Origin of the sequence: Paraburkholderia azotifigens (genome assembly GCF_007995085.1) — a bacterium.
In the GTDB taxonomy this organism is placed as follows: domain Bacteria; phylum Pseudomonadota; class Gammaproteobacteria; order Burkholderiales; family Burkholderiaceae; genus Paraburkholderia; species Paraburkholderia azotifigens.
In genome coordinates, this window is record NZ_VOQS01000003.1 from 872,846 (window position 1) to 895,132 (window position 22,287).

A 22,287-nucleotide genomic window follows, 5' to 3' on the forward strand; every position below is an offset into this window, starting at 1 on the left:
TCTAGTGCTTCACCGCACTCGACGCAACAGGAATGCCCCGCTCGACGATATCGGCCACGACGGCCACCGTGTCGCCAATATGCACGAGTCCCGGAAAATGCCGCGCTGCAAGCAATCCCCTGCGTTTCGCGCGGTACTCGATCGGCAGCATGCCCGTGCGCGTCATGTCGTGCACACGCGCAATGACGTCACCCGCTTCGACGTTGTCGCCGAGGTCCTTGCACATCTCTAGCAGCCCGTCATGCTCACTCGTCGTATAACAGCTGCCGTCAGGCATATCGAGCAGAGTAGTCGTGCGCGGCTCGATATCCCGATCGTCACGCACCCTCAGCACCCCCGCATTCGCGAGAAAACCGCGCACTCCGCGTTCAGCCACGGCGACGCTCGCCACCGTCGCCGTGCCGCCGCCGCCCAGTTCCGTCGATACGAATACCTTGCCCGCTTCTTCGACAGCCGTGTCGAACAACCCGACGCTGTCCAGTTCGAGCATCCGCATCGAATACGGCGCGCCGAACGCGTGCATCGCCGCTTCGCAACGCGCCTGCTGTTTCGTATCGCTCAACACGTGAACGGCAGCAAACGGTACGAAGTCGAGCGTGCGGCCGCCCGCGTGCAGATCGAGCACGTAGTCCGCGAGCGGCAACAGATAGCGCTGGAAGTAGTCGGCGATCTTCTCGGTGACCGTGCCGTCCGGCTTGCCAGGAAATGCGCGATTGAGATTGCCGCGATCGATCGGCGACGTGCGGCTGCCCGCACGAAACGCCGGATAGTTCATGAACGGCACCACGATCACACGCCCCTTCACGTCGCTTGCCTTCAAGGTCGATGCGAGCTTCGACAGCACGATCGGCCCTTCGTACTCGTCGCCGTGATTGCCGCCCGTCAATAGTGCGGTCGGTCCTTCGCCGTTGCGGATCACCGTAATGGGGATCATCACGGCGCCCCACGCGGAAGCGTCGTGCGAATACGGCAACTTCAGGAAGCCGTGCTGTTCGCCATCGACATTGAAATCGACGGTGGCGGAAATGGGCGAAGCACGCATTGCACTACTCCTTGACGAACAGCTTGCGCGGCGTGTTGCAGAAGGTCTCGGCGCCCGACCCGGTAATCAGGATGCTTTCCGTGATTTCTAGCCCCCAGTCGTCGAGCCACAGGCCCGGCATGAAGTGGAACGTCATGCCGGGTTCGAGGACCGTCTTGTCCCCCGGACGCAGACTCATCGTGCGCTCGCCCCAGTCGGGCGGATAGCTCGCACCGATCGGATAGCCGCAGCGGCTGTTCTTCTCGATGCCCGATTTGCGCAGCACCGCAAAGAACGCATTCGCGATGTCCTCGCAGGTATTGCCCGGCTTCGCTGCCGCGAGCCCCATTTCGATGCCTTCGACCACGGCCTTTTCCGCATCGATGAAATGCTTCGGCGGCTTGCCGAGATACACGGTTCGCGACTGCGGACAGTGATAACGTCTGAAGCAGCCTGCGATTTCGAAGAATGTGCCCGCGTTCTTTTCAAAAGGCGTGTCGTCCCACGTGAGATGCGGTGCGGCAGCATCCGCGCCTGTCGGCAGCAGCGGCACGATCGCGGGATAGTCGCCGCCATATCCGTCGACACCCGTAATGCCCGCGGAATAGATCTCCGCGACGAGATCGTTCTTGCGCATGCCAGGCTCGATCCGCTCGACGATATGCGCATGCATCTTCTCGACGATGCGCGCGGCAATGCGCATATATTCGATCTCGCGCGGCGACTTCACGGCGCGCTGCCAGTTGACGAGCGCCGTCGCATCGCGCCACGTCGCCTGCGGAAGATTGCGCTGCAACGATGCATACGCAGCGGCGCTGAAATAGTAGTTGTCCATCTCGACGCCGATGCGGCGCGCCTGCCAGCCACGCGCTTCGATCACCTCGCGCGCGAGATAGTCCATCGGATGACGCTCAGTGGACTGCACGTAATGATCCGGATAGCCGACGATGTTCTCGCGTTTCATGAACACCGTACGCAGCGCGCCGTTCGCGTCCTGTCCGCGGCCATACCACACGGGCTCGCCGTCGAGCGCGAGCAGCACGCATTGATGCACATAGAACGACCAGCCGTCGTAGCCGGTGAGCCACGCCATGTTGGTCGGATCCGTCACGATCAGCAGATCGATCTGTGCTTTGTCCATCGCACGCCGCGTCTTTGCGATGCGTGCGTCGTACTCGCTGCGATCGAACGGCAGGCGGACGCCGGGCGTCACTGCCCGTTGAGGTTTATCTGACATGGTCTCCTCTCAGCGCTTCATGTCGTTGCGGAAAATGGTTCCTGCGTCGGCCGCGCGCGCACGCGCGACGGCAAGCGTCGCGATGGCCGTGTCCTGCGCGCCTGTGCCCGTGAGGTCGCAGAGCGTGATGTCGCTGTCGCTCGTGCGGCCTTTCGTCTGTGCTGCGATGATCTGGCCGAGTTCGGCATGCTGTGCGTGTGCATCGACAAGACCCGCTTCGATCGCGTGATGCAGCTCGCCAAGCACGCGTGTCTGCGTGACGCGGTCGCACACGTAGCGCGCCGCCGCCAGGGCCTGCGGTGCGATTTCGTTCTTGTGCTCGGCATCCGAGCCCATCGCCGTGATGTGCAGGCCGGGATGCAAGTCTCTTGCATGAATCAGCGGCTCGGTGCTCGGCGTCGTCGTGATCGCGATGTCCACTTCGGCAAGCGCGTGATGCACGTCGCGCGCGAGCTCGCAGGCGACGTGCAATTGCGCGGACATGTCTGCAGCAAATCGCTCGGCGTTCGCACGATTGCGCGCCCACACCGTCACGCGCTCGACGTTTCGCACCATCGTCAGCGCCTGCAATTGCAGCCGCGCCTGTTCGCCTGCACCGATCACGGCGACGTTCGGCGCGTGCTGTTTCGCGAGCCAGCGCGCCGCGACGGCGCCCGCAGCCGCCGTGCGCACTGCCGTCAGATAACCGTTGTCGAGCAGCACGGCTTGCGTGAGCCCCGTCTTCGCCGACAGCACGAGCATCAGGCCATTCAGGCTCGGCAGACCGAGCTTCGGGTTATCGAAGAAGCCGGGGCTCACCTTGATCGCGAAGCTGTCGAAGCGCGGCAGATAAGCCGTCTTCACGTCGACCTCTCCCCGCTGCTCCCGCAAGTCGAGGCGCAAGATGGGCGGCATCGCCACGGCTTCCGTCGCGAGCGAAAGAAATGCGGCTTCGATCTGGTTGATTGCGGCAAGATCGAGTGGCACGAGTTCTCTCAATTGCGCTTCGCCAAGCAGGGTAATGGCCGTCATGCCGTCGCTCCTTGTAAAGCCTCGCCGACGATACGGCGATGCTGGTTCATGTCGATGTTCGCGCCCGTCACGATCAGCACGATCGGACCGCGGGCAACCGGCGAATCGCCGAGACGTCCCGCGAGCAGCGCCGCGATACCGACGGCGGCGGCGCCTTCGAGCACGAGATGTTCGTCTTCATAGGCGTGGACGATGCCGCGCGCAATCGACGGCTCGTCGAGCAGCACGACCTCATCGATTAACTGACGCGTCAGTGAAAACGTATGCTGGTTGTCGAGACCGATGCCGCCGCCGAGCGAATCGGCGAGCGTCTCCACTTCGTCGACGAGCACGGGCCGGCCTGCCGCGAGACTGGCGTGCATCGCGGCGCCGCGCTCCATCGTCACGCCCGTCAGACGCACCGCCGGTGCAATCTGCTTTGCGGCGAACGCGATGCCCGCAAACAGGCCGCCGCCCGACAGCGGCACGACGATCTGTTCGACGTCGGGCAGGTCTTCGGCGATTTCGATGCCGATGGTGGCCTGCCCCGCTATCACGTCGAGATGATCGAAGGGCGGTACATAGGCATAGCCTTCTTCACGCACGAGGCGCTGTGCTTCGCGCTGCGCATCGTCCTGGCTCTTGCCGATGATGTGCGCATGCGCGCCGAGCGCGCGCACGGCTTCGACCTTGTTCGAAGGCACAAGCGAGGACATGCACACAGCCGCTTCGATGCCGAGCGCGTGCGCGGCGTGCGCAACGGCGCGCCCATGATTGCCCGTCGAAGCCGTGACGACGCGCGTGCAACCCGCTTCGGCAAGACGCACGAGCGCGTTGGTCGCGCCGCGCAGCTTGAAGCTCCCCGTCGGCTGAACGGTTTCGAGTTTCAGATAGACGGGTGCATTCGCAACCGCCGACAACGCGGGCGACGCGACGAGCGGCGTGCGCAGCACGCGCCCTTCGATACGGCGCCGCGCCCGATAGACATCGGCAAGCGAGAGGTCGGACATTGAATGGCCTTGCACATATTCACGACCGATGCGGCGCGCGTCGCGGTACTCGACGCGTGTCACAGCGGACTCAATGAGGCCAGTCTAATGTTCTAAATTTTGTTTTCTATTGTCCTGGTACATTTCGTTTGAGACTGTCCGCAAGTAACGGCACGCTCAACCGAAGTCATGCACTTGCGGATACTGCTCGAACACATCGCGCATCGTTTCGAGCGCTTCCTGATACACCTCGTCGCTCACTTCCGCGCCCACGCAAAGGCGCACGGCATTTGGACGTTCTGCGCCGCGCACCAGAAACGGATCGGGCGAGGTCACGGCGATGTTCCGGTTGCGCAACTCGCGCACGAGCCGATCGGCCTGCCAGTGATCCGGCACGCGCAGCCACACGGACAGCGCCTGAGGATGCGAGCCGAGCACGTACGGCCCGAGTACTTTTTGCACGAGCGTCTGGCGGATCGCGAGCCGTTCGCGCTGCGTCTCGACGAGCCGCGCGGCCGTGCCGTCGTTGATCCAGCGTGTCGCCACTTCTGCCATCGGCGACGTCGCCATCCAGCTGCTCACGCGCAGCACGCTTTCCGCACGCAGCGCGAGCCTGCGCGGCGTCGTCATATAGCCGATGCGCAAGCCCGCGAGCACCGACTTCGACATGCTGGTGCAATAGAAGGAGAGATCGGGGATATGACTGGAGATGGGCGCGGGCCGCGCAGAGGGCAGCGGACCGTACACATCGTCTTCGATCACGAACACGCCATAGCGCTCCGCGATCCGCGCAATGGAACGCCGCCGCGACTCGGGCATCATCGCGACAGTCGGATTGTTCAGCGTCGGCGTGCAGGCGAGCGCCGTGATGCGCTCGCTGTCGCACATCTCTTCGAAGTGCTCGGGGTGAATGCCGTACTCGTCGATCTCCAGGCCCTTCAACGTAAACCCCAGGACATTCGCGGAGCCGATCACGCCGTGATCGGTCAAACTTTCGCACAGCACCGTATCGCCGGGACCGACGAGCGAAGCGAGCGCGAGAAAGATGCCGTGCGCGGCGCCGTTGGTGACGAGCAGCGTGTCCATCGACGCGGGCATGCCCATCGACTGCAGCCACGCAATACCCGCCTGCCGATGATGCTCGAAGCCTGCAATCGGTCTGAACGCGCGTATCCACGGCTGGTCTTCGATCTTCGACAGCGTCGCGCATACCTTGCGCCACATCGCATCGTGCTCGGACGTATGGATGATCCGCGCGATCGAAAAGTCGACCACGGAACGCTCCGCCGTATCGAGCATGTAGTTCGACATCGTTTCCGTGACGCGCTCGGCGACGAAGCTGCCGCGTCCCACTTCGCAGCGGATCAGCCCTTGCCGCTCCAGTTCCTTGTACGCGTTCGTCACCGTCTGCACGCTGATGGACAGCTCCGACGCGACATCGCGCTGCGGAGGCAAACGTGCGCCCGCGCGCAACGACTCGCTTTCGATATCGCTTGCGATCGCTTTCACGAGCCTCTTGTATTTCGACTCGACGCCATGCACCGCGCCGACCGCATCCCGCCAATGTTCGATCACCTGCCGCCTCTCCCTTACCCGCCTGTTCATAACATGCATAGTGCGACGAAAGAGGCTCCGAAAATTATTGTCCTAGAGCAATCGGAACAAAAAAATGGCTTTGTATGCTGCGTTCATGGGTCGCATCCGGCATCTGTCGAACAGCCTGGGATGCTTGCCACGTCGGGTTTTCCCGGGTTTCAGGCGCACGCCGCACCGCGCCATTTATCACTCTTCGCCCTCACACGGAATCGATATGAAATCGAAGCGCACGTCAGTCATGCTCGGCGCCCTCTGCCTCGCGGCGGCCGGGCTCGTCATGCATACCCAGTTCGCGTCGGCTGAAACCACGTTGCAGCGCATCCAGCGCACCGGCGAGGTTCGCATCGGCTACGCGAACGAAGCACCGTTCGCCTACACGCAGCCGGATGGCAAGGTGACGGGCGAGTCGCCGGAAATTTCTCGCAAGATCTTCGAGAAGCTCGGCGTGAAGAAAGTGGATGCCGTACTGACCGAATGGGGCTCGCTGATTCCTGGCCTGCGTGCGGGTCGCTTCGACGTGATCGCGGCAGGCATGTACATCACGCCCGAGCGCTGCAAGCAGGTCGCGTTCGCCGATCCGCAATATCAGATCCAGGACACGCTGCTCGTGATGAAGGGTAATCCGAAGAATCTGCACAGCTACGGCGACGTGGCGAAGCAGCCGGACATCAAGCTCGCAGTGATGTCGGGTGCCGTCGAAGTTGCCAACTCGCGCGAGTCCGGCGTCAAGGACGGACAATTGCTGCAGGTGCCCGATACGACGGCGCAATTGCAGGCCGTGCGCACGCGCCGTGCCGATGCCGCCGCGGGCACCGCGCTGACAATGAAAGGCCTCGCCGCGAAGGATGCGGGACAGGTCGAAACGGTCTCGACCTTCAAGGACGATCCGAAGCATACGGGCTACGGCGCGCTCGCGTTCCGTCCGGAAGACACCGATCTGCGCGATGCCGTGAACAGGCAATTGCATCAGTGGCTCGGCACGCCCGATCATCTCGCGACGGTCTCGCCCTTCGGCTTCGACAAGACCAATCTGACCACGAAGACGGCTGCCGATATCTGCGGCAAGTGAGGCGCCGCGATGCGCGTGCCTATCGACGCACATGAGCGTGCGCATCCGTCACAGAGTCGCGATTCATTGCACGGCCGATGCGCCGCGCAACGCGAATCGCGCGCTCCAGGGAGGCATCGGGTTTGCTTCCGGCATTCAATCCAGCGCGCGTCCCACGCGCCATCATGCAAGCGAGGCAACCGCCATGCGTGAACTGTTTCCCCTGCTGCTGCAAGGCACGCTCGTCACGATCGAGATTGCGGTGTTCGGCACGCTGCTCGCCATCGTGATGGCCTTCGCCGGCACGGCCGCGAAGCTCGCACCCTGGGCGCCCGTGCGCTGGGCGGGCAACGTGTATGTCGAAGTCTTTCGCGGCACGTCGCTGCTCGTGCAGCTCTTCTGGCTCTTTTTCGTGCTGCCGCTGCCGCCGTTCAGGATCGAACTCACACCGTTCACGGTGGCTATCGTCGGCTTGGGTCTGCACTACGGCGCATATGGTTCGGAGATTCTGCGCGGCGCGCTGCGTTCGGTGCCGGGCGGCCAGTTCGAAGCCGCTGTCGCGTTGAACATGTCGGCCTTCACGCGCATGCGCCGCATCGTGCTGCCGCAGGCGATGATCAACGCACTGCCGCCCGCGACGAACCTGATGATCGAACTGTTGAAGGGCACGTCGCTCGTCTCGCTGATCACGCTCTCGGACCTCACGTTCCGCGCACGCCAGCTCGATGAAGCGACGTTCAAGACGGCTGAGATCTTCTGCCTCACGCTCGTGATCTACTTCGTACTCGCACAATTGCTCGCCACGGTGATGCGTCATTTCGAACGGCGCGTGAGCCACGGCATTATTGCGCACACCACGCGCAAGGCGGCGCCATGAATCATTTCTTCGATTTGCAGTACGCCGCGCATATCCTGCCCGATCTGGCGCGCGCGTCCGTCTACACGATCCTGATCACGCTGGTCGGTTTCGCGATCGCACTCGTGCTCGGCCTCGTGCTCGCGATCCTGCGCCGCAGTCATATCAAGGCTGTTTCGCGGACGGTTGGCTTCGCCGTCGAATTCATCCGCAGCACGCCGCTGCTGATTCAGGTGTACGTGCTCTTCTATGTGCTGCCGATTTACGGCGTAACGATGTCCGCACTCGCGGCAGGCACGATCGGCATCGCTTTGCACTATGCGTGCTACACGTCGGAGGTGTATCGCGCGGGGCTCAACGGCGTGGCACGCGGTCAGTGGGAAGCGGCGTGCGCGTTGTCGCTGTCGCCATGGCGGACGTATCGCGGCGTGATTCTGCCGCAAGCCGTGCGGCCCATCATTCCCGCGCTCGGCAATTACCTCGTCGCGATGTTCAAGGACACGCCCGTGCTGTCGGCCATCACCGTAGTCGAGCTGATGCAGCAGGCAAAGAACGTCGGCTCTGAAACGTTCCGCTATCTCGAACCGATCACGCTCGCGGGCCTGTTCTTTCTCGTCATCAGCATTACGTTCGCGCAACTCGTGCGGCGGCTGGAATTCCGCTTGAGGCTGCCATGAAGACGCGCGTCGACACCGATACCCCTTTGCAGTCCGAGTCCACCGTGATGGAGAAAGAGATGAAGCGCGATCCCGTTGCTACACTGAGCGAAGCCTCGAACGCGAAGGGCGAACAGCCGATGGTCCGGTTCGCCGGCGTAACGAAGCGCTATGGTGCGCTCACCGTGCTCGACGAGCTCGATCTGGACATCGCGCCCAACGAGAAAGTGGCGATCATCGGTCCGAGCGGCTCCGGCAAATCGACGCTGTTGCGCGTGCTGATGACGCTCGATCCGCTCACGGGCGGCATGATCGAAGTGGACGGCGAACCGCTGACTCACATGCGCAAGAACGGTGCGCTGGTGCCCGCGTCGATGTCGCATCTGCGCCGTGTGCGCAGCAAGATCGGCATGGTGTTCCAGAGCTTCAATCTGTTCCCGCACATGACAGCGCTCGCCAATACGATCGAAGCACCGATGCAGGTGCTCGGCCTGTCGCGCAAGGAAGCAACGGAACGCGCGCGCGAATTGCTGTCGCTGGTCGGACTCGAAGACAAGTGCAATCACTACCCGTCGCAACTGTCGGGCGGTCAGCAGCAGCGCGTCGCGATTGCGCGCGCGCTCGCGATGCGGCCCAAAGTGATGCTGTTCGATGAAGTGACATCGGCGCTCGATCCCGAACTGTGCGGCGAAGTGCTGAACGTGATTCGCCGGCTTGGCGAAGAGCACAATCTGACGATGCTGATGGTCACGCACCAGATGGGTTTCGCGCGGGAATTCGCGGACCGTGTGTGCTTCTTCTCGCAGGGCAAGATCATCGAGCAAGGGCCGCCGCAGCAGTTCTTCACGTCGCCGCAGCATGAACGCACGCAGCAGTTCTTGCGTGCGGTTCGCGAAGCGGTTTGATGTTCTCTCTCGATGTGAAGGCGTGACGTCGCGCTCCTGAGCGCGTCACGCCCGCCCTCTTCCACCGCGCGCGAGTTCTTCGCCGCTGTTGTGCGGCAGCTTCGCCGTCACGGGGATCGATGCGATCGAGAACAGGCCGACCGCGAGAAACGCGGGCCAGAAGTCGGTCCACACAATGGCCGGATGTCCTTGCAGCTTGTGCGAGATCTGCAGCACGATCCCCGCGATAGTCACGCCAAGGCCGAGCGAAATCTGTTGCACGACGCTTGCGACGCTCGTCGCGCGCCCCACGTCGGCACTCGGAATGTCGGCATAAGCGAGCGAGTTCAGTGACGTGAACTGCAACGACGGGAACACGCCGCCGAACAGCACGACGCACCAGATCAGCGCGAGCGGCGTGCCGGGCCCGAAGAGCCCGTAGCTTGCAATCGCACAGCCGGCGAGAATCGCGTTGAACATCAGCACGCGTCGAAAGCCGAAGCGCGCGAGCACCGACGACGCGATCGTCTTCATGAAGATCGAGCCGAACGCCGACGCGCACGTGATCGTGCCCGCGCCGAACGGCGTCATGCCGAGTCCTTCCTGCAAGGCGAGCGGCAACAGGAACGGCACGGCGCCAAGACCGATGCGAAACAGCGAGCCGCCGGCAACGCTCGCGTGAAAGCTCGGGATGCGCAGCAGTTTCAGATCGAGCACGGGACGCTCGACGCGGCTCGCGTAGCGCCAGTAGATCAGCAGCAGCACGGCGCCGACAATGCACATCGTCGTCGAGATGCTGTTCGACACCAGTTCGCCGCCGACCAGCGACAGCCCCAGCATGAACAGCGACGCGCCGCTCGCGGACAGAATGAAGCCTGTCCAGTCGAGCGGGCCGGGATGCGCTTCGCGCATGTTCGCGATGTGCCGGTTCGTGAGCCAGATGCCGAACAGACCGATCGGAATGTTGACGATGAAGATCAGGCGCCAGTGCAGATACGTCGTGATGAACCCGCCGAGCGGCGGCCCGACGACGGGCCCGAGCAGTGCGGGCACGGTCAGATAGTTGACGGCGCGGATGAAGTCCGACTTCGGCACCGAGCGGAAGATGATGATGCGGCCGACGGGCACCATCATCGCGCCGCCGATGCCTTGCACGAAACGCGCGGCGACGAAGAGCGGCAGATTCGTGGATGCGGCGGCCATCAGCGAGCCGGCCATGAAGATGCCGATTGCGGCGCGGAAAACGGACCGCGGGCCATAGCGGTCGGCGACCCAGCCGCAGACCGGGATGAAAACGCCGAGGCCTATGACGTAGGCGGTGATGGCGAGCTTGAGGGTGATCGGGTCGTGGCCGAGATCGCGGGCGAGAACTGGCAATGACGTGACCAGGACCGTCGAGTCGACGTTTTCCATGAACATCGCGCAGGCGACGATCAGGGGACGAGGAAGGGGCCTATTGCCAGGGGCATGAAGTTTGGGTTTGGATTTGGGTTTGGATTTGGGTTTGGGTTTGGGTTTGGTCTTGTCTTCGACTTGAGTGGGGACTCGTGGCTTTGCGCTGGCATCCGCGTTTTGCACTTTCGCTGGCATCCGCGTTTTGCACTTTCGCTGGCATCCGCGTTTTGCACTTTCGCTGGCATCCGCGAATTCGTATCGGTGCCTCACGCGTTGCCCCTGTGCGGGGCGGCACCTACTTTTCTTTGCAGCGGCAAAGAAAAGTAGGCAAAAGAAAGCCGCTCACACCGCCAATCCTTGTGTTTGCCTGCGGGCCCCCAACGGGTCCCGCACTCCAGACGGTAACACGCTATTCGTTGCTCGTTGCCAGCGCGCCAAACAGGCGCATCACCCACTCCAGTCACCCGTAGCACAGCCAGCGACATCGAACTGTCTGCGCCGCCCAGGTGGCAAACTGTGTGTAGGTTGTCGCGCCGCATGCGTTCGCGTTTCTACGACACCGATCCCGTTTTTCAGTCCGGAGTGGTGCACGTCCATCGCGACGGCCTACACACAGTTTGCCACCTGGGCGGCCGGGGACTTCCTGGTAATGCGGCCTGTGGCACGGGAGTGTGAAGTGGGTGAGGCATGAATTAGCACGCTGGCAACGCGCATGAAAATAGCGCGTTGCCGTGGGAAGGACGGGGACGTTGAGAGCCCCTGGGCAAATACAAGGATTGGCGGTGTGAGCGGCTTTCTTTTGCCTACTTTTCTTTGCCGCTGCAAAGAAAAGTAGGTGCCGCCCCGCACAGGGGCAACGCTAGCAAACCGACACGAAAACGCGGATGCCAGCAACAAACAACAAACAAAAACAACAACAACAACAACACCCCACCCAACCCTTACCGCGCCGCGCCCACAAGCGGCTGAAGCATCGGCAAAATCTCGGCAGCAGCGCGCTTCACATCGTTCGGAAAATCAATCTCGATCCATGGCGCGCCCGTGACATCCGCCGTATCGAACACATGGCTGCGTTCGAGCAGCAGATCCCGCACAGCCTCTTCATGAGGCATATTGGCACGCCCGCTATCGACATACCCCGCAACGATTTCAGCAAACCGCTTGGCCGTCTCTTCACGCAGACGGAAAAACCCAACCGACTCGCCAATGGTGTCGTACTCGAGCCCGACCGCCAGCTGCTTGCGCAGCTCAACCGGGACACCGTCCTTCAGACACAGCTTGACGGGCTCATCGCCCGCTTCGAAATCGCGATCGATAAGAAGACGGTTCGCGTGCTGACCCGCCACCAGAGCGCTCAAGATGCGCTCGTCATACAGCACGTCGGCATCCATCAACAGCACGTCGCCGCCAGCCGTCATCGCGTCAGCGACAGTGTGAACAGTCAGCACACTGCCCAGATCGAAACGCGGGTTCAGCATGATCTCGACCTTGTGCGGCCAACCGATCCGCTCCAGTTCCGCTTCGACCAGTTCCGGCTGGAAGCCAAGCGCCAGCACGACGTCATCGATACCCGCTGCATCAAGCATCTGCAAATGACGTTCGAGCAGGGTCACGCCGTCGAAACGCAGCAGGCATTTGGGAAACTGTTCTCCGACGGGTTGCTGGAGACGCAGGCCAAGACCTGCAGCAAGAATGATGGCGCGCATTCGCGATCCTTTGTAAAAATATCAATCGACAGCAGGCAGACGCGTTGCGCGCCGCCGTTGCCAGCTACGTTCGCTGAAGTGCAGATAAAGCAGGCCCGGCAAGCCGAGCAGCAGTTCGCGCGCGCGCTTCACCAGCGACAGCGCGAGAGCCGCTTCCGGCGGCAGGCCCACGAGCGGCGCCAGCAACAGATAGCCGCCTTCCTGGACGCCAAGCGAGCCGGGAATCGCGAAAGCCGCGCCGCGAATCGCCTGACCGAGGCTTTCGAGCAGCAGCGCGTCGACCCAGCCGACGGGATGACCGAGAAAGCGCAGCGCGAGCCACACTTCCACCGTTCCGACGATCCAGCCCGCGAGGCTGAACGCGAAGCTCGCCGCGACCTTGCCGCGCTGATCGTACAGTTCGCGCACGGCCACGTCGACGGCATCGGCACGCGTGGTCAGCGCCGACCAGTCGCGCTTGCCGAACACCTTCGACATCACGCGCAGCGCCTTGCCGAACAGCCCGCGACGCTGCGCCATATAAAAGCCGACGATCATCGCCGCGAGCGCGCCCGTTGCAATCAGCGCCGCCGTCTGCAGATCCTGCATCGCGCCGTGTGCGGCCGACGCGCCGAACAGCAGCAAGCCGAGCATCGCGAAGACGATCTGCGCGAGCGCCTGCAACGTGGTGCTGACGGTGATCGCGGCGGCCGCGTCGCGCATACGCAGGCCGCGTTGCGACAGCTGGCGCACCATCATCACAGGGCCGCCGATCTGGCCAGCGGGCAACAGGCTATTCACCGATTCGCCGATCCAGCGCGCGAACACCGCGTCGCGTTCGGTCACTTCCTTCTGCTTGCGGTCGAACATCACCGAGATCGCGCCCGCATCGAGCACGAGCGGCAGCAAGTGGAACGCTGCAACCAGCGCCAGGCCCCAGCCGGCCGCCATCAGCGTCGACACGACCGAGCCGAAGCCCTGCCATGCGAGCAGCGCGACGAACAGCCCGCCGCCGATCGTCAGCAGGATCATGGCGGCACGCGTCACACGCCTTCTCCTTTGGCATTGCGGCGAGCGAACTGGCTGAACACCTGACGGAAGCCGAAATAAGCAATCGCGTCCTTCAGGTTCGAGATGACGCGGCGCCACGGGCGCATGTTCGGGTCGGTGACGTATTCGAACGTCAGCGAGACGCGCATTTCGTTTTCGAGCGCAGGCGTGATGCGATGGCGCAGCTTGTCGCCGTCGAAGAACACCAGACCGCCCGGCGGAATCTGCACCGAACCCGGCAGGTCGGCCTTGTCGGGGTTGCGCGTATGCAGCTCGTAGTCGAGACGGCATGAGGATTCGTCGATCACGCCGAGCAGCAGCGTGTAGCGGCGGCCGTCGTAGTAAGACGTGTCGTAGTGCCAGCCGATATGGTCGCCCGGCTTCGTGTAGTAGTAGAGCGCGTACGCGTGCGGATCGTCGGCGGGCGACAGCAGCAGCTTGTCGCCCGTGAGATGCTCGAGGAAACCGATCAGCTCTTTCGAGCGATACAGCTGCGCGATGAACGGCGCGAGACGGTCGATCGTATGACGGCTCACGCTGCCGCCCTGCTTGTGGCCCGGCAGATAGTTGCGATTCACTTCGGGCAGCAGGCCACGCGCGGCTGCAACCAGCTGTGCCGTCACTTCGGGCGCAAGAAAATCTTCGAGGTACAGAAACGCGCTCTGGTCGTCGAAGTCCTTGCGCAGCCGCGCGTTGTCGAATGTGCGAACGCGGCTCGCGACGGCGCGATCCGGATCGGGTGCGCCATTGAGCGCAGACGCCGCTCCAGAAACGGCAGAAGCCGGCGCGAGGCCGGCAGCGGTATCCATCGAGTTGGGGGTAATCACGTTTTCTTCTGCGGGCACGCTCATCGGCTAACCACGGCTTGACTGGTTTCTTGCGCCGGGCGAGTGCGGCGCAAGACGCGCCGGTAGTCGATCACCACATACGCAGCAAATAACGGCGCGCCGATCGACGCAGCCACGAGAAACGGTGCAATGCCGCCCGTCAACGTGACGAGGGGCAGCAGATACAGAATGTCTTCCGTCTCGAAGCCGCCGACGGACGCCTGCTTCGTACCCGCCTTGCCCGCCATTTCCTCGATGCGCATGCGCAGGAAGAAGATCAGCGCAACCGCAATGCCCGCGATCGTGCCGAGCAGGAACGGCGACACCTGGACGCCAATCAGATTGCCGACCTGCGCGGACGTCATGCCATAGCCCATGCCGCCGAACAGCAGCACCGTGACGAGCGCGTCGCACGCGAGATCGTAAAAATGACCGATGCGGCTCGACTTGCCGCTGACGCGCGCGAGTTCGCCGTCGGTGTGATCGACGAAATTGGACAGCACGATCAGAAACGCGCCGACGTTGGTCCACGCGAAACCGCCGCGAGCCAATGCCAGGCCGCCCGCGAGACCGATCAGCAGGCGCAGGGTGGTCAGGTGATTCGGCGTGACGGGCGTATCCACGAGCGGCATGATGAGCCGCCGGGCAAGCCGGGCGTCCCACATGCGGGGCGGCGGAACGTTCCGGGGAGGATGTGATTGCGAAGTCATAACCCGGAAATATATACGGGATCGCGATTTCTTGCCTTGGTCGCGCACAATTCTGTTGCTTTTCAAAGACCTACTCGTGGTTGACCCGACAGCACGTTTTGCTGAACGCAGGTAGAGTGCGCGTCTGCCACGCCGATCTTACCGGGCCGTAAGGTCGCTATTTTCGCTGGTTTGTCGTCGATCGTCACGGTTTCTTCGTGCTTTTTCCCGCTTTTCTTTGTGCGCGTTTTCACAACGCCCGCGCACACTCCGTCGAAAACATGAAACACCTTTTTGTCCGCTCCGCTTTCGTCGTCATGCTGCTGTCGGCGCTGCCGCTCGCGGCGCGCGCCGCATCGCTCGATGCCGCGCTCGCCTGCAACGAATCGGCGCACAAATTCATCGCCGATCTGGCTGCGCAACAGCTGATCGATCCGAAGCCGATGCGCGTCGAGAGCAATTCGATCAACGCGTTTCGTCCGGTGCGGGGCGCGAATCTCGATGCGTACGGATTCAGCGTGTTCGCCGTCGTCGGTTATGAACAGGACGATCCCATCTTCCGCGTCGGCAGCGGCGAGCCGCTCGCGAAATCGGCCTACGGCGCCGTGGTCTGGGGCAGTGACGAAAAAGTGCAAGCCGCCGTCGGCGCGGCGGGCAGTACCGCCATCGTCCATCACGTCGCGCCGCATGTGACGGCGATCTTCTGCAAGCGCAGCTAGGCTGCCCTTTCGCGCTCGACGCTTGCCCGCAGGTTATCAACACTTTTCGTGGGTAAGCCTGTGAGTATCCTGCGCACGAACGCTGCAAGTCATTGATCCGGCGTGGAATGCGCATCGTGCACGCGTAGGCGCATCGGTTCGTCGAACCTCGCTCGAAACGGCCCGTTCGCCGGCAATCTTGTCCACAATTTTCGTGGAGAACCCTGTGAGCAACCTGCGCACGACCTGTGCAAGTCATTGACGCGATTGCAATTGTCTCTGGTGCATTCGCGCTTGCTCCTCCTCGACAGTGCATTGACGCGTCGAGACATGCGTCGCGGTTGTCCACAGTTTCCGTGGAGAAGTCTGTGAGTATCCTGAGCACGACGCTGGCAAGTATTTGACGCGACTGGGTTTGAACACGCTGCATCCGATACGCGAACGCGGCTGCGTGCCATCGAGCGAGCCGCGACAACCCTGCTTGTCCACAGATTTTGTTGGCAAGGATGTGGACAACCTGAGCACACCGCTTGCAAGTGCCTGCCGCGAAAGGAAGTTCTCGCTGCGTTGCCGATCGATGCACGATCCTTGCGCGCGCTGGATCCATCACGTGAAAGCGCGTCGGCTAAAATCCCCGGACCCTTCATGCGCGGCCGTCGACACGAGGCCATTGCGTCCGACCACCGGAGCCTCTCATGCCCTACGATCAGCAGAACCCGTTTGCCCGCATCCTGCGCGACGAATTGCCGTCCATCCGCATCTATGAAGACGAGCACACCGTCGCGCTGATGGACATCATGCCGCAGGCGGAAGGCCACGTGCTGGTCCTGCCGAGAGAGCCTGCCGCCGAATTGTTCGAACTGTCGGAAGACGCGGCAGCCGCCGCCATCCGTACGACGCGCAAGATCGCGCTTGCCGTCAAAGCCGTGCTGAACCCGCCCGGCATGATGGTCGCGCAGCTGAACGGCGCGGCTTCAGGGCAGACCGTGCCGCACGTGCACTTCCACGTGATCCCGCGCCACGACGGCATTCCGCTCAAGATTCACGCCGCCGAACGCGCCGATCTCGACGAACTGCGCGCACTGGCCGAACGCCTCAAGGCGGAACTGAACAAGTCCGCCTGACGCGTCACGTTGAGACAAGCGGCGTCAGCCGGGCCGCCGGAACTCGTTCTCGACCCACGACGCCGCGCTCACCCTGCTCAGCTTGAAGTTCGGCGCGACCTTCACTTGCGCGACCTGTGCGCCGAACGCATCGAACGCGGTGAGCAATGCGTAGGGATCGTCCTCGTCGGGCACGATGTCGAGCGTGACTTCGACGGTGTCGTCGCCGGATTCCACGCTCATCCGCTTGTGCAGTTGCGCGTGCAGTTGTTGCTCATGCCGGCGCAACACTTCCGACGCCGTCTTCACGAGCGTATTGAACGCGCCGACATCCAGCGGCTTCGGATTCTTCTTGTCGCGGCCCATCGTCCACGGGCCCACCAGCGCGGGTTCGGCCTCGCCGTCCTTGATCATCTCGACAGCCCAGCCGTCGTCGTCTTCGTTCTTGATGACGCGCGCGGTCCAGCCGTTGTCGCGCCACAGGCGGTCTTCGTGCAGGGCTTCGGACGCGTTGCCGGCGTCGGGTTCGGAGAGAAGCGTGTCGGTCATTGCATGTCTTTACGGGTTCGTCGGGCGCCGCGCCTTCAGGGCGCGGCACGAAAAACCGCATTTTACCCGCGCGCGCCGGGCCGAAACCGCGTTCAGTGCCCGCCTATAACGAACGGACAAAGCAGGACCCATTACCGTTCGAATGTGAAAAAGTTCAATCGAATTTGATATCGATTTACGAAACAATTTATTGTCATTCTCCACTCCGAACCTATTGCCTTTTAATAAGGCAAAAAAAAGCGGCCCGAGGGCCGCTAAATAAACAGATGAAAAAGACAACCCTTGGTCAAGGGGTAAGAGGGATTTTATAAGCACTATCCAGCTGCGACGAGCCCATCGGATGGAACAGTACCTTTCCAAAAATCGCATGAATCGAGGCTTGCAAAAGGCCTTGAAAACAGTTTTCAACGGGTTAACCCGGCTGACTTTGAGCTGTCACCGTCGCGCTACTGCAACAATGCGTCAATTGACAACATCCGTCGCGCTCGCCATCAATCTCAAAAAAGCCTTTAAAAGCAAAATACTTAGCGGTGGTAATTCATCTATTCCAATTTCTGGAAAGCATTGTTGCGTCAGACGAAAGTAAGCAGATGAATATCAGTAATACACTTCGCTCCGGATCGACGGCACGCATTGCAGCGCGTGTTCCGTATTGCGATCTCCACGCAAAGTCTCGGAGTTATAAAGCATGAAAAAAACCCTTATCGTCGCGGGCATTCTCGGCGCCTTCGCTGTATCGGCCAACGCGCAAAGCAGCGTTACCCTGTACGGCACGCTGGACGCGGGTCTCGTCTACACGAACAACCAGGCTGGCCACAGCAACTGGCAGCAAGGCAGCGGCACGGTGTCGGACACGTACTTCGGCCTGCGCGGCAGCGAAGACCTGGGTAACGGCCTGCACGCGATCTTCACGTTGGAGAACGGCTTCAACCTGAACAACGGCAGCTTCAAGGAAAGCAACACGCTGTTCAACCGTCAGGCTTTCGTCGGTCTGCAAAGCGACCAGTACGGCGCGCTGACCCTCGGCCGTCAATATGATTCGATGGTCGACTACCTCGCGCCGCTGTCGGCAGCAGGTTCGGGCTACGGCAACAACCTGGCCGGCCACCCGTTCGACAACGACAACCTCGACAACTCGTTCTCGATCAAGAACGCGGTCAAGTACACGAGCGCGAACTACGCGGGCCTGCAATTCGGCGGCCTGTATGGCTTCTCGAACGAAGCCAACGGCTTCTCGGACAACCGGGCATGGAGCGCAGGCGCTTCGTACAAGAACGGTCCGTTGAACGTCGCGGCGGCTTACCTGCAACTGAACAATGCGGGCAGCAACAACACGGGCGGCGCGATCTCGTCGGGCGCGAACGGCGCAGCGCAACTGGCCGCACAGACGCAGCGCACGTACGGCGTCGGCGCGAACTACACGTACGGTCCCGCGACCGTCGGCCTGATCTGGACGCACACGCAACTCGACAATCTGCAAAGCGCGAATGTCGGCGGCACGTTCATCAACGGCCTGTCGGGCACGAACCTGCACATGGACAACTACGAGATCAATGGCCGCTACGCGCTGACGCCGGCTCTGGCGCTCGCTGCTGCGTACACGTTCACGGACGGCAAGGTCTCGGGTTCGAACGGCGACGGCTCGCCGAAGTGGCACACGGTTTCGCTGCAAGGCGACTACTCGCTGAGCAAGCGCACCGACGTGTACCTGGAAGGCGTCTATCAGCACGCTTCGGGCAGCCTCGGCAACTTCGGCGAAAACGTTGCGTCGATCAACACGCTGACGCCGTCGTCGACGCAAAACCAGACGGCTGTTGCAGTCGGCCTGCGTCACCGCTTCTAAGCCTTCCGCCTGACGGCGGCCAGGCGTCGCGGTCCGGATGACGATCCGGACCCGGCAACGCAAGGCAACACCACGCGCGCGTGCTCCATGCACGCGCGCGTTTCTTTTTGCGCGATACGTGCATGTCAACGCATATCGACACGTTTGTTGACAATGTTATTTCGGTTTACTAATTATCTGATTCGTTATGTCGTTAAATGCTCACGCGTGCCAGATTTTTCTGACAGAAGGCACGCGGATCACAACAACACACCGGAGAGCATATGACGACTATCAGACAGGCAGGCGCGCTCGCCCTGATGCTGGCAGCGAGTTCGGCCGCGCACGCGGCTGAATGCACGGGTACGCATAGCGGCTGGCGAATGCAGACAGCGGACAGCTGGACGGGCACGGACAAGCTCGAGCACTTTGGCGTTTCGGTTCCGTTCGGTGCGCTGGGCGCGTATGTCGCGCGCGACACGCAACATCCCATCATTTACGGCACGCTGCTCGGCGCTGTGCCGGGACTTGCGAAGGAAGTGATCGACGGCACCTGCACCACGGACGGCTTCTCCTACAAGGATCTTGCCGCCGACGCGCTCGGTGCGCTGACGGGCGCGGCGCTGACGCACTGGGCAATCATGTACCACCGCAACGCGCACGGCGCGACGCTCGGCCTTGCCTACAGAAATACTTTCTAGCGAACGATGCGTGCCGCGATCCGCCTCGAATTAATTTCTAACACGATGCGGCTGCATATCGGGCTTGCGTCTGTATACTTCGGACCAAAGCCGAGTTTGCAGTCGCTAACAGTTCAATCAAAGAGTTCAATCGAAGAGTTCATCCGGAATTGGACCGATGACCGTTGCGGCGCAAGCGGTTTCGTCGCGAAGCCTTGCGCTTCGCTTGCGCCCACGTTCCCCGCAGCACGCAGACGCCGACGCCGACGACACAATCATGAAACGACTCATCCTCCTCGCACCCATCGCCATCCTCGCCGCGTGCGGTTCGTCTCACGGCCCCGCAACGGGCGCCTCCGCCGAACCGATGGTCTATGCATCGTCGGCGCGGCCCGCGTCCGACATCGCGCGCTGCCTCGACCGCCGCTTGTCGCGCGTGCATGTTTCGAAGAACAACGGCGTGACCGATCTGACCATCGGCTCGTCATCGAACGGCTCGTATTTCATCACGCTGACGCCTTCGCACGGCGGCTCGGTGATCAAGGTCACGCGCGGCACGGGCGACGATCCGCCCGAAGAAGAAATGCGCTTTGCTATCGCGCGTTGCACGACCTGATGTGTAAGTCTTCGTAACAGCAACGCCCGCAGTCATAGCCCGCGCATGTCGCGGGCTATTTTTTCGCATGTGCTTCTGCGAAGATGGCCGCCCCGTGTTTCATCGCGCCGCTCGTCGACGCGCGACTTCAATGGCATCGAGCAAGGCACATCACGCGACGGGCTGGGCAGCCGGCGTCATCTCGGCGGCACTCGTCGCGCGCTATGGATCGCACGGTCCATTTCATATGTGGGCATGGCTCGCGTTAGCGGCGGGCGTCGCGGGCGCAACCGCGCCGGACTGGCTCGAAGTGGCATGGTGGTCGCGCAGGAAGCGTCTGTGGATCACGCATCGCACGGCGACGCATTGGGGCATCGGCTGGCTCGCGGCGCTGTTCTTCTCATGGCATTCAATGGCGCATCATCCCGCGGCGGCTGTCGCGTTCGGTTTCGCGTGCGGTGGCGTGATGCATCTGCTGGCCGACTGGCCGAACCCGCTCGGCGTGCCGTGGCTCGTCGGACGTCATTCGCTGAATCTCTGGAATAGCGGGCATTGCGATCTGATCATCGTCGCTGCGTCATGGGCGGGCGCGTGGTTCGTCGTCTCGCATGTCTGGATGCATGGCGCCGCGCCGATGTCCCTACTCAGGCAACTGCTCTAGCGGCGCATATGGGCCGCTTGTCTCACACCACATTCTTCTCGACGATCGGCCGGTTCTCCAGCACGCGATCAAAACCGAGCGAGCCCAGATCGAGCGTCACATAGCGCCCGTGCAGGATGAGTTCGCTGACGCCGCGCCCGGTAGCGGGCCCCTGTTGCAATCCGTGGCCGCTAAAGCCGTTGGCGAAAATGCAATTGTCGACATCCGGGTGGTAGCCGATGATCGCGTTCTGATCGAGCACGTTGTACTCGTAATAGCCCGACCAGCAATGCTCGACGCGCAGCGCTTCGAACTGCGGCACACGATGCGCGAGCGTCGGCCAGATCACGTCGTCGAACAGCGCGTGATCGACTTCGTCGAGGGGAAGATCGTCCGGGTCGTTTTCCGGCGAAGGCGACGTTCCGCAGATATACGACGTGCCCTCAGGACGGAAATACACGCCCGTCGGATCGATCAGCAGCGGGCAAGGCCCGAGCTTCGCCGGCGAACTCACGTTGAAGATGCTGCGCCGCCGCGCATACACGGGCAGTTCGATGCCCGCCATCGACGCCACGCGCCGCGCCCACGCGCCTGCCGCGTTGACGACGACATCGCACGCAAACGTCTCGCCGCTCGCGGTCGTGACATGCGTGACGCGCCGCCCTTCGCGATGTAGCGCCGTCACGTCGTCGGCGACATAGCGCGCACCCAGTGCCTGCGCCTTCTTGCGCAGCGCTTGCACGAGGCCATAGCCGTCGAACCAGCCTTCGCCCGATTCGCCGAACGCGCCCGCGCTCAGGTCGTCCGTATTGAGCCACGGAAAGCGCGCGCCCAGCGCCGTTCTGTCGAGCAATGTGATGTCCGCGCCGAGACGCTTTTGCAGCGAGTGATTTTCGCGCAGCGTCGCTTCGCCCGAAGGCGTTGCGAGAAACAGATAGCCGCCTTCGTGCAGATCGATGGAAGGCTTCGTGCCGTCGATCTCCAGCCGTTCGCCGATCGTCCGCAGGAACTCGATGCCGTATAGCGACATCTCGATCGACAGCGGCGTGGAGAACTGCTGCCGGATCGAGGCCGCCGACAACGCCGACGACGAGCGCGCATAGGTCGGATCGCGCTCGATCACCGTGACGCTCACGCTCGGGTCCGACAGACGCAGGAAATACGCGATCGAACTGCCGATCACGCCGCCACCGACAACGACGACTTTCGAACTCACAGGCCACTCCAGACGAAGCGGGTCAACGGACCGCAAAGGTCCGCGACAGGTTGAAAAGCGA

21 protein-coding genes and 1 pseudogene are annotated in these 22,287 nt (G+C 62.4%); 10 read left to right on the forward strand and 12 right to left on the reverse strand.

The window, feature by feature from the left end; genetic code table 11:
* Position 1: 1 nt before the first annotated feature.
* The 5 genes from doeB to ehuR all read right to left on the reverse strand — a co-directional run bounded on the left by doeB (position 2) and on the right by ehuR (position 5,812).
* Positions 2-1,042, reverse strand: a complete 1,041-nt coding sequence (gene doeB / locus FRZ40_RS21125; protein ID WP_147235473.1) for a N(2)-acetyl-L-2,4-diaminobutanoate deacetylase DoeB — start codon at positions 1,040-1,042, stop codon at positions 2-4.
* Positions 1,043-1,046: 4 nt separating this feature from the next.
* On the reverse strand, positions 1,047-2,258 hold the full coding sequence (gene doeA / locus FRZ40_RS21130) for an ectoine hydrolase DoeA (protein ID WP_147235474.1): 1,212 nt from the start codon (positions 2,256-2,258) through the stop codon (positions 1,047-1,049).
* Positions 2,259-2,267: 9 nt separating this feature from the next.
* Positions 2,268-3,269: a cyclodeaminase gene (locus FRZ40_RS21135; protein WP_147235475.1), complete on the reverse strand. Its 1,002-nt coding sequence runs from the start codon at positions 3,267-3,269 to the stop codon at positions 2,268-2,270.
* Positions 3,266-4,258 carry a hydroxyectoine utilization dehydratase EutB gene (gene eutB, locus FRZ40_RS21140; protein ID WP_147235476.1) on the reverse strand — a complete coding sequence of 331 codons (993 nt, stop codon included), beginning with the start codon at positions 4,256-4,258 and terminating at the stop codon, positions 3,266-3,268. Before eutB ends, FRZ40_RS21135 begins: the two co-directional genes overlap by 4 nt.
* 156 nt (positions 4,259-4,414) lie before the next feature.
* On the reverse strand, positions 4,415-5,812 hold the full coding sequence (ehuR, locus tag FRZ40_RS21145) for a MocR-like ectoine utilization transcription factor EhuR (protein WP_147235477.1): 1,398 nt from the start codon (positions 5,810-5,812) through the stop codon (positions 4,415-4,417).
* Between the two features lie 235 nt (positions 5,813-6,047).
* Here ehuR and ehuB point away from each other — a divergent pair, with 235 nt between their 5' ends.
* The 4 genes from ehuB to ehuA all read left to right on the forward strand — a co-directional run bounded on the left by ehuB (position 6,048) and on the right by ehuA (position 9,298).
* Positions 6,048-6,902 carry an ectoine/hydroxyectoine ABC transporter substrate-binding protein EhuB gene (gene ehuB, locus FRZ40_RS21150; RefSeq protein WP_028371146.1) on the forward strand — a complete coding sequence of 285 codons (855 nt, stop codon included), beginning with the start codon at positions 6,048-6,050 and terminating at the stop codon, positions 6,900-6,902.
* A 184-nt stretch (positions 6,903-7,086) separates the two neighbouring features.
* Entirely contained in the window at positions 7,087-7,758 is a 672-nt protein-coding gene (gene ehuC / locus FRZ40_RS21155) for an ectoine/hydroxyectoine ABC transporter permease subunit EhuC (protein ID WP_028371145.1), read from the forward strand.
* Positions 7,755-8,414, forward strand: a complete 660-nt coding sequence (gene ehuD / locus FRZ40_RS21160; protein ID WP_147235478.1) for an ectoine/hydroxyectoine ABC transporter permease subunit EhuD — start codon at positions 7,755-7,757, stop codon at positions 8,412-8,414. Before ehuC ends, ehuD begins: the two co-directional genes overlap by 4 nt.
* Positions 8,411-9,298 carry an ectoine/hydroxyectoine ABC transporter ATP-binding protein EhuA gene (gene ehuA, locus FRZ40_RS21165; RefSeq protein ID WP_420873875.1) on the forward strand — a complete coding sequence of 296 codons (888 nt, stop codon included), beginning with the start codon at positions 8,411-8,413 and terminating at the stop codon, positions 9,296-9,298. Before ehuD ends, ehuA begins: the two co-directional genes overlap by 4 nt.
* Positions 9,299-9,343: 45 nt before the next feature.
* On the opposite strand, the pseudogene FRZ40_RS21170 reads toward ehuA, so the two are convergent.
* The 5 genes and pseudogenes from FRZ40_RS21170 to FRZ40_RS21195 all read right to left on the reverse strand — a co-directional run bounded on the left by FRZ40_RS21170 (position 9,344) and on the right by FRZ40_RS21195 (position 14,944).
* A pseudogene (locus FRZ40_RS21170) lies at positions 9,344-10,746 on the reverse strand (MFS transporter).
* Positions 10,747-11,613: 867 nt separating this feature from the next.
* Positions 11,614-12,378, reverse strand: a complete 765-nt coding sequence (locus FRZ40_RS21180) for a phosphocholine cytidylyltransferase family protein (RefSeq protein ID WP_028368546.1) — start codon at positions 12,376-12,378, stop codon at positions 11,614-11,616.
* 21 nt (positions 12,379-12,399) lie between these two features.
* Positions 12,400-13,404, reverse strand: a complete 1,005-nt coding sequence (locus tag FRZ40_RS21185) for a flippase-like domain-containing protein (RefSeq protein ID WP_028368545.1) — start codon at positions 13,402-13,404, stop codon at positions 12,400-12,402.
* Positions 13,401-14,258 carry a HalD/BesD family halogenase gene (locus FRZ40_RS21190; protein WP_028368544.1) on the reverse strand — a complete coding sequence of 286 codons (858 nt, stop codon included), beginning with the start codon at positions 14,256-14,258 and terminating at the stop codon, positions 13,401-13,403. Before FRZ40_RS21190 ends, FRZ40_RS21185 begins: the two co-directional genes overlap by 4 nt.
* A complete protein-coding gene (locus FRZ40_RS21195) occupies positions 14,255-14,944 on the reverse strand; it encodes a CDP-alcohol phosphatidyltransferase family protein (protein ID WP_028368543.1) in 690 nt (229 codons plus the stop codon). The genes FRZ40_RS21190 and FRZ40_RS21195 overlap by 4 nt, the downstream gene beginning before the upstream one ends.
* A 260-nt stretch (positions 14,945-15,204) precedes the next feature.
* Here FRZ40_RS21195 and FRZ40_RS21200 point away from each other — a divergent pair, with 260 nt between their 5' ends.
* Both FRZ40_RS21200 and FRZ40_RS21205 read left to right on the forward strand, forming a co-directional pair.
* Positions 15,205-15,642, forward strand: coding sequence for a hypothetical protein (locus tag FRZ40_RS21200; RefSeq protein ID WP_028368542.1), 438 nt, complete (start codon positions 15,205-15,207; stop codon positions 15,640-15,642).
* A 674-nt stretch (positions 15,643-16,316) separates the two neighbouring features.
* Positions 16,317-16,745 carry an HIT family protein gene (locus FRZ40_RS21205; RefSeq protein WP_147235479.1) on the forward strand — a complete coding sequence of 143 codons (429 nt, stop codon included), beginning with the start codon at positions 16,317-16,319 and terminating at the stop codon, positions 16,743-16,745.
* 24 nt (positions 16,746-16,769) lie between these two features.
* On the opposite strand, the gene FRZ40_RS21210 is transcribed toward FRZ40_RS21205, so the two are convergent.
* Positions 16,770-17,273, reverse strand: coding sequence for a hypothetical protein (locus tag FRZ40_RS21210; RefSeq protein ID WP_147235480.1), 504 nt, complete (start codon positions 17,271-17,273; stop codon positions 16,770-16,772).
* 688 nt (positions 17,274-17,961) lie between these two features.
* Between FRZ40_RS21210 and FRZ40_RS21215 the strand changes: the two genes are divergently transcribed.
* The 4 genes from FRZ40_RS21215 (at position 17,962) to FRZ40_RS21230 (ending at position 21,031) form a co-directional block, all read left to right on the forward strand.
* Entirely contained in the window at positions 17,962-19,116 is a 1,155-nt protein-coding gene (locus FRZ40_RS21215) for a porin (protein ID WP_028368539.1), read from the forward strand.
* Positions 19,117-19,379: 263 nt separating this feature from the next.
* Entirely contained in the window at positions 19,380-19,796 is a 417-nt protein-coding gene (locus FRZ40_RS21220; RefSeq protein ID WP_147235481.1) for a YfiM family lipoprotein, read from the forward strand.
* 256 nt (positions 19,797-20,052) lie between these two features.
* Positions 20,053-20,391, forward strand: a complete 339-nt coding sequence (locus FRZ40_RS21225) for an LPS-assembly lipoprotein LptE (RefSeq protein WP_028368537.1) — start codon at positions 20,053-20,055, stop codon at positions 20,389-20,391.
* A gap of 130 nt (positions 20,392-20,521) precedes the next feature.
* Positions 20,522-21,031, forward strand: coding sequence for a metal-dependent hydrolase (locus tag FRZ40_RS21230; protein WP_147235482.1), 510 nt, complete (start codon positions 20,522-20,524; stop codon positions 21,029-21,031).
* 22 nt (positions 21,032-21,053) lie between these two features.
* On the opposite strand, the gene FRZ40_RS21235 is transcribed toward FRZ40_RS21230, so the two are convergent.
* Complete coding sequence (locus tag FRZ40_RS21235) at positions 21,054-22,226, reverse strand: NAD(P)/FAD-dependent oxidoreductase (protein WP_147235483.1); 1,173 nt, start codon at positions 22,224-22,226, stop codon at positions 21,054-21,056.
* Positions 22,227-22,287 lie beyond the last annotated feature (61 nt).

What these genes read in the sequence shown, in the direction of transcription:
- FRZ40_RS21215 (WP_028368539.1), top strand. Translation starts at nt 17,962, where the DNA reads ATGAAAAAAACCCTTATCGTCGCGGGCATTCTCGGCGCCTTCGCTGTA.
- ehuB (WP_028371146.1), top strand. Translation starts at nt 6,048, where the DNA reads ATGAAATCGAAGCGCACGTCAGTCATGCTCGGCGCCCTCTGCCTCGCG.
- ehuC (WP_028371145.1), top strand. Translation starts at nt 7,087, where the DNA reads ATGCGTGAACTGTTTCCCCTGCTGCTGCAAGGCACGCTCGTCACGATC.
- eutB (WP_147235476.1), bottom strand. Translation starts at nt 4,258, where the DNA reads ATGTCCGACCTCTCGCTTGCCGATGTCTATCGGGCGCGGCGCCGTATC.
- FRZ40_RS21210 (WP_147235480.1), bottom strand. Translation starts at nt 17,273, where the DNA reads ATGACCGACACGCTTCTCTCCGAACCCGACGCCGGCAACGCGTCCGAA.
- ehuA (WP_420873875.1), top strand. Translation starts at nt 8,411, where the DNA reads ATGAAGACGCGCGTCGACACCGATACCCCTTTGCAGTCCGAGTCCACC.
- FRZ40_RS21225 (WP_028368537.1), top strand. Translation starts at nt 20,053, where the DNA reads ATGAAACGACTCATCCTCCTCGCACCCATCGCCATCCTCGCCGCGTGC.
- FRZ40_RS21230 (WP_147235482.1), top strand. Translation starts at nt 20,522, where the DNA reads ATGGCATCGAGCAAGGCACATCACGCGACGGGCTGGGCAGCCGGCGTC.
- FRZ40_RS21180 (WP_028368546.1), bottom strand. Translation starts at nt 12,378, where the DNA reads ATGCGCGCCATCATTCTTGCTGCAGGTCTTGGCCTGCGTCTCCAGCAA.
- FRZ40_RS21220 (WP_147235481.1), top strand. Translation starts at nt 19,380, where the DNA reads ATGACGACTATCAGACAGGCAGGCGCGCTCGCCCTGATGCTGGCAGCG.
- FRZ40_RS21190 (WP_028368544.1), bottom strand. Translation starts at nt 14,258, where the DNA reads ATGAGCGTGCCCGCAGAAGAAAACGTGATTACCCCCAACTCGATGGAT.
- doeA (WP_147235474.1), bottom strand. Translation starts at nt 2,258, where the DNA reads ATGTCAGATAAACCTCAACGGGCAGTGACGCCCGGCGTCCGCCTGCCG.
- ehuD (WP_147235478.1), top strand. Translation starts at nt 7,755, where the DNA reads ATGAATCATTTCTTCGATTTGCAGTACGCCGCGCATATCCTGCCCGAT.
- doeB (WP_147235473.1), bottom strand. Translation starts at nt 1,042, where the DNA reads ATGCGTGCTTCGCCCATTTCCGCCACCGTCGATTTCAATGTCGATGGC.
- FRZ40_RS21135 (WP_147235475.1), bottom strand. Translation starts at nt 3,269, where the DNA reads ATGACGGCCATTACCCTGCTTGGCGAAGCGCAATTGAGAGAACTCGTG.
- FRZ40_RS21200 (WP_028368542.1), top strand. Translation starts at nt 15,205, where the DNA reads ATGAAACACCTTTTTGTCCGCTCCGCTTTCGTCGTCATGCTGCTGTCG.
- FRZ40_RS21195 (WP_028368543.1), bottom strand. Translation starts at nt 14,944, where the DNA reads ATGACTTCGCAATCACATCCTCCCCGGAACGTTCCGCCGCCCCGCATG.
- FRZ40_RS21205 (WP_147235479.1), top strand. Translation starts at nt 16,317, where the DNA reads ATGCCCTACGATCAGCAGAACCCGTTTGCCCGCATCCTGCGCGACGAA.